Source organism: Agromyces binzhouensis (genome assembly GCF_004135055.1).
In the GTDB taxonomy this organism is placed as follows: domain Bacteria; phylum Actinomycetota; class Actinomycetes; order Actinomycetales; family Microbacteriaceae; genus Agromyces; species Agromyces binzhouensis.
This window is the reverse complement of the sequence record NZ_SDPL01000172.1, coordinates 1-6,301: the sequence shown is the minus strand read 5'-3', so window position 1 is coordinate 6,301 and position 6,301 is coordinate 1. Positions and strand designations below refer to the sequence as shown.

Here is a 6,301-nt window from a genome sequence, read left to right as displayed (position 1 = left end):
GGAAGCTAAGACTCGCAGCGCCGATGGTACTGCAGGGGCGACCCTGTGGGAGAGTAGGACACCGCCGGACACACATTCCAGAAGAGCCACCCCGAACGGGGTGGCTCTTCTGCATTTAACCAACCAGCCGGGCCCCAGGCATCATCGACGAAGCGCGCCGACGAGCCGCGCCGACGAGCCGCGCCGACGAGCCGCTCCGGCGCTCGAGCAGGTTTCCGCCGGCCAGGCGGCATGAGCTGCGGGAGCCTGCCGACAGGCCGGTCGGCAGGCTCCCGGACGACCGGATGGCGCGCATCCATCACCCACCTGAGTGCAAGCGGTTACGTCACCCGAACGGGGTCGATCGGCCCGCTGTGCCGGGGTTCTGCGGATCTCCGACTGCAGGTCGTCCACATCGAGTGCAAACGCTTGCATTAACCTCCCGCGCGCTGCTACGTTCGCTGGCAATGTCAGTTGGCACGTCGTCGTGCCGGAATCGGGAGTCAAGGATGACGCAACGGGCGCGTGCTCGCAGCTTGCTGGCTTTGGGGGTGACGGGCGCCGTCGCGGCATCCGTTCTCGCCGTCGTACCGATCGGGGCCGCGGCCGAGGAGGGCGATACGTTCGCCCTCGTCGGCTCGCTGCAGACCGAGCTGGGGTGTTCGGAGGACTGGCAGCCCGCGTGCGCGGACAGCGAACTGCTGCCGACCGACACGGCCGGCGTCTACGCCGCCGACTTCACCCTGCCGGCGGGTACGTACGAGTACAAGGTCGCCGCGAACGACTCGTGGGACGCCAGCTGGGGCCTGAACGGCGGCGGCGACAACATCCCGCTGACCGTCGCGGGCGACGCCGACGTGCGCGTGGTCTTCGACGACACCCAGAAGCGCGTCGGCCTCGAACTGCTCGACGTGCGCGGCCCCTACGACGAGGCGACGGATGCCGCGCTCGCCCTGCCGCCCGTGCGCCAGCCGGGCAGCGCCGAGAACTTCTACTTCGTGATGACCGACCGGTTCGCCAACGGCGACCCGTCGAACGACACCGCCGGCATCGCGGGCGACCGCCTCGACCATGGGTTCGACCCCACCGACAAGGGCTTCTACCACGGCGGCGACATCCAGGGCATCCGCGACAACCTCGACTACATCGAGGGCCTCGGCACGAGCGCGATCTGGTTCACGCCGAGCTTCAAGAACAAGCCCGTGCAGGGCGAGGGCGACAACGCGAGCGCCGGGTACCACGGCTATTGGATCACCGACTTCACGCAGATCGACCCGCACCTCGGCACCAACGCCGAGCTCGAGGCGCTGATCGCCGAGGCGCACGCCAAGGGCATCAAGGTCTACTTCGACATCATCACGAACCACACGGCCGACGTGATCTCGTACGAGGAGGGCCAGTACTCCTACATCGACAAGGCCACGAGCCCGTACCGTGACGCCGCGGGCGAGGTGTTCGACCCGAGCGCGATCGCGGGCAGCCCCGACTTCCCCGACCTCGACCCGGCGACGAGCTTCCCGTACACCCCGACGATCACGGCCGAGGAGGCCGACGTCAAGGTGCCGGCGTGGCTGAACGACCCGACCGTCTACCACAACCGCGGCGACTCGACCTGGTCGGGCGAGTCGGTCACCTTCGGCGACTTCGTCGGCCTCGACGACCTCATGACCGAGGACCCGACCGTCGTGAACGGGTTCGTGCAGGTCTACCAGGACTGGGTCGACCTCGGCATCGACGGGTTCCGCATCGACACCGCCAAGCACGTCAACTTCGAGTTCTGGGAGACCTGGTCGACCGAGGTGCTCGACTACGCGCACGCGCAGGGCAAGCCCGACTTCTTCATGTTCGGCGAGGTCTACGACGCCGACCCGGTCAAGCTCTCGCCGTACGTGCGCAACAGCGACATGAACTCGGTGCTCGACTTCACCTTCCAGTCGCAGGCCGTGTCGTTCGCCGCGGGCAACTCGGCGAAGAACCTGCAGTCGCTGTTCGCCGGCGACGACTACTACACGACGCCCGACTCGTCGGCGACCGCGTTGCCGACCTTCCTCGGCAACCACGACATGGGCCGCATCGGCTACTTCCTCGCCAACTCGGGTGACACCGCGGTGCAGCGCGACGAACTGGCCCACGAGCTCATGTACCTCACGCGCGGCCAGCCGGTCGTGTACTACGGCGACGAGCAGGGCTTCGCGGGCACCGGCGGCGACAAGGACGCACGCCAGACGCTCTTCGCGAGCCAGGTCGACGAGTACGTGAACCAGCCGCTCGTCACCGGCGAGAACGCCGGCAGCGTCGACCGCTACGACACGGGCGCGCCGCTCTACACGCACATCGCCGCACTCGCCGAGCTGCGCGAGGCGCACCCGGCGCTCGAGCAGGGCGCGCAGGTCGAGCGGTTCGTCACCGACGGCGCGGGCGTCTACGCGTTCAGCCGCGTCGACCGCGACGAGAAGGTCGAGTACCTGGTCGCCGTCAACAACGCGAACGAGTCGAAGGCCGTCGACGTGCCGACGCTGACGGCGGATGGCGCGTTCGAGGTGCTCTACGGGGACGCATCCGCGCTCACTGCGAACGCCGACGGCGTGGCATCCGTCACCGTGCCGGCGCTCGGCGCCGTGGTGTGGCGGGCCGACCGGCAGGTGACCGCCCCCGAGGCCGCATCTGCGATCGCCGTCGACGTGCCCGTCGCGGGCGCCGGCGTCACCGGTGTGACGCCGGTCTCGGCCGACGTCGCCGACAGCACCTGGCAGGAGACGAGCTTCGCCTGGCGCGTCGCCGGCTCCGCCGAGTGGACGCCCCTCGGCACCGCCGAGGACACCACGCCGCGCGTCTTCCACGACACCGCGGGCCTCGCGAACGGCACGCTGATCGAGTACCGGGCCGTGTCAACGGATGCCGCGGGCAACCGCGCCGCCGCATCGACCTACGCCTCGGTCGGCAACGCCGTGAACCTCGTCGTGGAGGAGGAGCCCGAGCCCGAGATCGGCCTGGTCACCGTGCCCGGCAGCCACAACTCGGAGATGGGCTGCCCGGGCGACTGGCAGCCCGGCTGCGAGGCCGCGAAGCTCACCAAGCGCGCCGACGGCATCTACGCCGGCACGTTCGAGGTGCCCGCCGGCACCTACGAGTACAAGGTCGCGATCAACGGCAGCTGGGCGCTGAACTACGGCGCGAACGGCGTGCAGGACGGCCCGAACGTCACGTACACGACCGAGGGCGGCCCGGTCACGTTCTACTGGGACCCGCGCACGAACGTGTTCTCGTCGACGGCCGAGGGCCCCATCGTGACGCTGCCCGGCAGCCTGCAGTCCGAGCTCGGCTGCCCCGGCGACTGGCAGCCCGACTGCATGGTCACCTTCGCGCAGGACGGCGACAAGGACGGCGTCCACGAGTTCTCGACCGACGGCCTGCCCGCCGGTTCCTACGAGGTGAAGGTCGCCCACGGCCTCTCGTGGGATGAGAACTACGGCGTCGACGGGGTCCGCAACGGCGGCAACATCCAGTTCGTCGTCGCGACCGACGGCGAGTTCGTCACGTTCCGCTACACGCTCGAGACGCACGTGCTCGAGGTCGTCGTCGCCGACCCGCCGCTCGCCGGCATCGGCCAGCAGCGCGCGTACTGGCTCGACGCCGAGACGCTCGCGTGGCCCGCGTCGCTGCTCGGCGGCGGGAACGCGGCCGACTTGGCGTACACGCTCGAGTTCGCGGCCGACGGCGGGCTCGGCACCGCCGGCAGCGCCGTGACCGGCGCCGACCAGTCGGTCGAGCTCGAGTTCCAGTCGGGCGGTATCGGCGATGAGCTCGCCGCGACCTTCCCCCACCTGGCGAGCTACGTGGCGCTCCGCCCGGTCGGCCTCGACCGCGACGCGATCGCCGAGCTCGTCACCGGCGAGCTGCAGGTCGCGCAGCGCAGCGGCGACGCGCTCACCGCGATGACCGGCGTGCAGCTGCCGGGCGTGCTCGACGACCTGTACGCCGACGCCGTGGCATCCGCTGCGCTCGGTGCCTCGTTCGACGACGGCGCACCGACGCTCTCCGTCTGGGCGCCGACCGCGAAGACGGTCTCGGCCCAGGTCTGGGACACCGGCTCGACCGGCGACCCGCAGGTGCTTCCGGCGACGTTCGACGCGGCATCCGGTGCGTGGTCGGTGGCCGAGGGCGTCGACGCAGGTGACGAGTACCGCTGGCTCATCGAGGTCTACGCGCCGACGACCGGCGAGGTCGAGGAGAACTCGGTGACCGACCCCTACTCGGCGGCGCTCACCGTGAACTCGGCGCGCACCGTGGTGGTCGACCTCGACGACCCGGCACTCGCTCCCGAGCTGTGGGCCGAGACGCCTGCGCCGCTCGTCGAGCGCCAGGTCGACCGCGCGATCACCGAGCTGCACGTGCGCGACTTCTCGATCACGGATGAGACCGTGCCCGAGGACGAGCGCGGCACCTACCGTGCGTTCACCCGCAACAGCGCGGGCACCGCGCAGCTCCGCGAGCTCGCGGCCGCGGGCATCAACACGGTGCACCTGCTGCCGACCTTCGACATCGCGACCATCGAGGAGCGCCGCGACCAGCAGGCGACCCCCGACTGCGACCTCGAGACCTTCGGCCCGGCGTCGGAGGAGCAGCAGGCCTGCATCGAGGCGATCCGCGACCTCGACGGGTTCAACTGGGGCTACGACCCGTACCACTTCCAGGCGCCCGAGGGCTCCTACGCGGTCGACCCCGAGGGCGGCGCTCGCGTCGCGGAGTTCCGCGAGATGGTCGGCGCCCTGCACGCCACCGGCCTGCAGGTCGTGCTCGACGAGGTGTACAACCACACCGCCCAGTCGGGCCAGGGGGAGAAGTCGGTGCTCGACAGGGTCGTGCCCGGCTACTACCACCGCCTGAACGCGACCGGCGGCGTCGAGACCTCGACGTGCTGCCAGAACGTCGCGACCGAGCACGCCGTCGCCGAGAAGCTCATGGTCGACTCGACCGTGCTCTGGGCGAGGGAGTACAAGGTCGACGGGTTCCGGTTCGACCTGATGGGCCACCACTCGAAGGCGAACATGCTCGCCATCCGCGAGGCGCTCGACGAGCTCACGCTCGCCGAGGACGGCGTCGACGGCTCGAAGGTGTTCCTCTACGGCGAAGGCTGGAACTTCGGCGAGGTCGGGAACAACGCCCGGTTCGAGCAGGCCTCCCAGGGCCAGCTCGGCGGCACCGGGATCGCGACGTTCAACGACCGCCTGCGCGACGGCGTGCACGGCGGCAGCCCGGTCTCGGGCGACTCGAAGTACGAGCAGGGCTTCGGCACCGGGCTCGCGGGCGAGCCGAACGGCCGTCCCGTGCGCGACGGCATCCGGGACCTCGGCCAGCAGACCGACCTGGTGAAGGTCGGCCTCGCGGGCAACCTGCGCGACTTCGAGTTCACCGGCTCCGACGGGGTCGTGAAGTCGGGCGCCGAGGTCGACTACAACGGCTCGCCGGCCGGCTACGCGGACCACCCGGAGGAGGTCATCAACTACGTCGACGCGCACGACAACGAGACGCTGTTCGACCTCGGCGTGCTCAAGCTCCCGCAGGAGACGTCGATGGCCGACCGGATCCGCATGAACACGCTGTCGCTCGCGACCGTGACGTTCTCGCAGAGCCCCTCGTTCTGGCACGCCGGCACCGAACTGCTGCGCTCGAAGTCGCTCGACCGCAACAGCTACAACTCGGGCGACTGGTTCAACCGGATCGACTGGACCGGCCAGGAGTCGACCTTCGGGTCGGGCCTGCCGATGAAGGCCGACAACGAGGACCATTGGCCGGTCATGGCCGAACTGCTGGGCGACGAGGCGCTGAAGCCGACCGCGGAGGACATCGCCTCCGCCGAGGCGGCCGCGCTCGACCTGCTGCGCGTGCGATCGAGCGTCGACCTGCTGAAGCTGGGCTCGGCCGAGCTCATCGAGCAGAAGGTCTCGTTCCCGAACAGCGGGGCGGATGCCACGGACGGCCTCATCGTGATGCTCATCGACGACCTCGTCGGTGACGACGTCGACCCCGAGCTGGAGGGTGCCCTGGTCGTGTTCAACGCCTCGGGCGAGGCGATCACCGAGCAGGTCGACGGGCTCTCGGGCCGCGACTTCAAGCTCGCGAAGCCGCTGCAGAACGGCATCGACGAGACCGTCAAGGAGACGAAGTGGAAGGCGAAGACCGGGACGCTGACGATCCCGGCGCGCACGGCCGCGGTGCTCGTCGACGACCAGAAGGCGACGGGCCCGGCGAAGGGCGGGGCCGCGGCCGCGCCCCAGACGGCCGAGGGATCGGCGGCGGCCACCACCGCCCCGACGTCCGA

1 protein-coding gene and 1 rRNA gene are annotated in these 6,301 nt (G+C 70.2%); both read left to right on the top strand.

Translation table 11 applies throughout. The features are described 5' to 3' along the window. Positions 1–70 (top strand): 5S ribosomal RNA (rrf, locus tag ESO86_RS20150); the annotation flags it as partial. 418 nt (positions 71–488) lie between these two features. Further along, positions 489–6,301, top strand: a 5,813-nt coding sequence (pulA, locus tag ESO86_RS09695; protein ID WP_129234715.1) for a pullulanase-type alpha-1,6-glucosidase, incomplete at its 3' end; no start/stop codon positions are given.